This is a genomic window from Gilliamella sp. WF3-4, from assembly GCF_001690275.1.
Lineage (GTDB): Bacteria > Pseudomonadota > Gammaproteobacteria > Enterobacterales > Orbaceae > Gilliamella > Gilliamella apicola_C.
In genome coordinates this window covers 1-2,355 of record NZ_LZGW01000011.1, presented here as the reverse complement: position 1 = coordinate 2,355, position 2,355 = coordinate 1, and the positions used below count along the sequence as shown (strand labels likewise).

General features: G+C 36.2%; 4 protein-coding genes. All 4 read left to right on the top strand.

Annotated elements, in window-relative coordinates; translation table 11 throughout:
* The first annotated feature begins 28 nt into the window (after window positions 1–28).
* From A9G47_RS02975 to A9G47_RS02960, 4 genes are read left to right on the top strand one after another with little or no spacing between them, the layout of a single operon-like run.
* Complete coding sequence (locus A9G47_RS02975; RefSeq protein ID WP_065642121.1) at window positions 29–856, top strand: DUF6708 domain-containing protein; 828 nt, start codon at window positions 29–31, stop codon at window positions 854–856.
* A 27-nt stretch (window positions 857–883) separates the two neighbouring features.
* Entirely contained in the window at window positions 884–1,114 is a 231-nt protein-coding gene (locus tag A9G47_RS02970; RefSeq protein WP_065642119.1) for a hypothetical protein, read from the top strand.
* Between the two features lie 16 nt (window positions 1,115–1,130).
* On the top strand, window positions 1,131–1,958 hold the full coding sequence (locus A9G47_RS02965; protein ID WP_065642120.1) for a DUF6708 domain-containing protein: 828 nt from the start codon (window positions 1,131–1,133) through the stop codon (window positions 1,956–1,958).
* Window positions 1,959–1,985: 27 nt separating this feature from the next.
* On the top strand, window positions 1,986–2,216 hold the full coding sequence (locus tag A9G47_RS02960) for a hypothetical protein (protein WP_065642119.1): 231 nt from the start codon (window positions 1,986–1,988) through the stop codon (window positions 2,214–2,216).
* The last annotated feature ends 139 nt before the right edge of the window (window positions 2,217–2,355 follow it).

Below are 2,355 nucleotides of genomic sequence, written 5' to 3'. Positions count from 1 at the left end.
CATGAAGAATAAATAAAAGGAGAATAAAATGCCATCAAAATACCGTCCACAAATTTTTGGTTGGTTTGGTGATCTGGATAAAGGTCCTTATAGTGTACCCCTGCATGATCGTCGCTTAAGTTATGCCAATAATAACTACTGTGCCTTTATTCGAAAGATTCCTTCTGATCAGATTCTTTATTTGTGTTTATCTATATCATTAATTTTAATGTTTATGGTCTTAGTCTTTTTTAGTTTTGATTTTTTTTCAATATTACTAAAAAAATCTGAATTAAAGGTTTTTTTTATAGTATTATTTGGTATGTTATTAAGTTCATTTGTTATCTATTCATATGCTCTTCCAGAGCTCTACCAAAACGTTTTTTCTCGCCGTGGTAGCCCCATTATATTTAACCGTAAAACGGGTAAAGTCTATGTTAACGAAAGTTACTTTTTTAACTTTAAGTTTTTACGCCATCCTGCAGTATTTTTACAACCGAAAAAACGCCGAATAAAAGAATATGATTGGGATGATTTGCATGGTGTTATTATCCATAATATGTCGCGTAATGCTTTAAGCTCGACTGTGTTAATGGTGTGCCAACCCGGTACGCATCAAGTGATTGATCATATCATGCTAGATCCTGCCCGAGCAGGCGCTGGTAGTACATTTGTTTGGGGATGGATCAATAGTTTTATGGTGTATTATAAATCAGCCAATATTGATGATGGTGAATACCGATCAGATCAAGAGGCGGAATTTAAAGCCCATAGGATTGACGGCCAAGGCTGGCCTGAATGGATGGTAGAAGCATTTAATGCCACATCATTAGAAGAGCTCGCCGAAATTAAACAACGGCACAATATAACGCAATAGCCCAAAAGCCATTGCAGTTTGGCAAGCATGGGCAAAGCGGTATGGCAATCTAATTTTACCGATATTGAAAAAATTGAAGTAAAAAAAACCGATTCTAACCAGCCAGGTAGTGATCTAACGCTGATAACCTGGGTAGCGGGTACCTTTGCTTATGATCTAATAAATAACTATCAAATCAATATCTGCCCTAATGGACAAGATGATGGCGAAATTCCGCTCATCATTAACCGAATCAGTAACCAATTTCATGAAGAATAAATAAAAGGAGAATAAAATGCCATCAAAATACCGTCCACAAATTTTTGGTTGGTTTGGTGATCTGGATAAAGGTCCTTATAGTGTACCCCTGCATGATCGTCGCTTAAGTTATGCCAATAATAACTACTGTGCCTTTATTCGAAAGATTCCTTCTGATCAGATTCTTTATTTGTGTTTATCTATATCATTAATTTTAATGTTTATGGTCTTAGTCTTTTTTAGTTTTGATTTTTTTTCAATATTACTAAAAAAATCTGAATTAAAGGTTTTTTTTATAGTATTATTTGGTATGTTATTAAGTTCATTTGTTATCTATTCATATGCTCTTCCAGAGCTCTACCAAAACGTTTTTTCTCGCCGTGGTAGCCCCATTATATTTAACCGTAAAACGGGTAAAGTCTATGTTAACGAAAGTTACTTTTTTAACTTTAAGTTTTTACGCCATCCTGCAGTATTTTTACAACCGAAAAAACGCCGAATAAAAGAGTATGATTGGGATGATTTGCATGGTGTTATTATCCATAATATGTCGCGTAATGCTTTAAGCTCGACTGTGTTAATGGTGTGCCAACCCGATACGCATCAAGTGATTGATCATATCATGCTAGATCCTGCCCGAGCAGGCGCTGGTAGTACATTTGTTTGGGGATGGATCAATAGTTTTATGTTTTTTTGTGATGTTGCCAATATTGATGATGGTGAATATAAGTCAGATCAAGAGGCGGGATTTAAAGCCCATAGGATTGACGGCCAAGGCTGGCCCGAATGGATGGTAGAAGCATTTAATGCCACATCATTAGAAGAGCTCGCCGAAATTAAACAACGGCACAATATAACGCAATAGCCCAAAAGCCGTTGCAGTTTGGCAAGCATGGGTAAAGCGGTATGGCAATCTAATTTTACCGATATTGAAAAAATTGAAGTGAAAAAAACTGATTCTAACCAGCCAGGTAGTGATCTAACGCTGATAACTTGGGTAGCGGGCACCTTTGCTTATGATCTAATAAATAACTATCAAATCAATATCTGCCCTAATGGACAAGATGATGGCGAAATTCCTCTCATCATTAACCGAATCAGCAACCAATTTCATGAAGAATAAATAAAAGGAGAATAAAATGCCATCAAAATACCGTCCACAAATTTTTGGTTGGTTTGGTGATTTGGATAAAGGTCCACGTTCAGTGTCCCTGCATGACGATCGCTTAAGCTATGCCAATAATAACTATTGTGCCTTTATT

Excerpts from the sequence above, each read along its gene's own strand:
- A9G47_RS02975 (WP_065642121.1), top strand. The coding sequence starts at position 29 with ATGCCATCAAAATACCGTCCACAAATTTTTGGTTGGTTTGGTGATCTG.
- A9G47_RS02965 (WP_065642120.1), top strand. The coding sequence starts at position 1,131 with ATGCCATCAAAATACCGTCCACAAATTTTTGGTTGGTTTGGTGATCTG.
- A9G47_RS02970 (WP_065642119.1), top strand. The coding sequence starts at position 884 with ATGGGCAAAGCGGTATGGCAATCTAATTTTACCGATATTGAAAAAATT.
- A9G47_RS02960 (WP_065642119.1), top strand. The coding sequence starts at position 1,986 with ATGGGTAAAGCGGTATGGCAATCTAATTTTACCGATATTGAAAAAATT.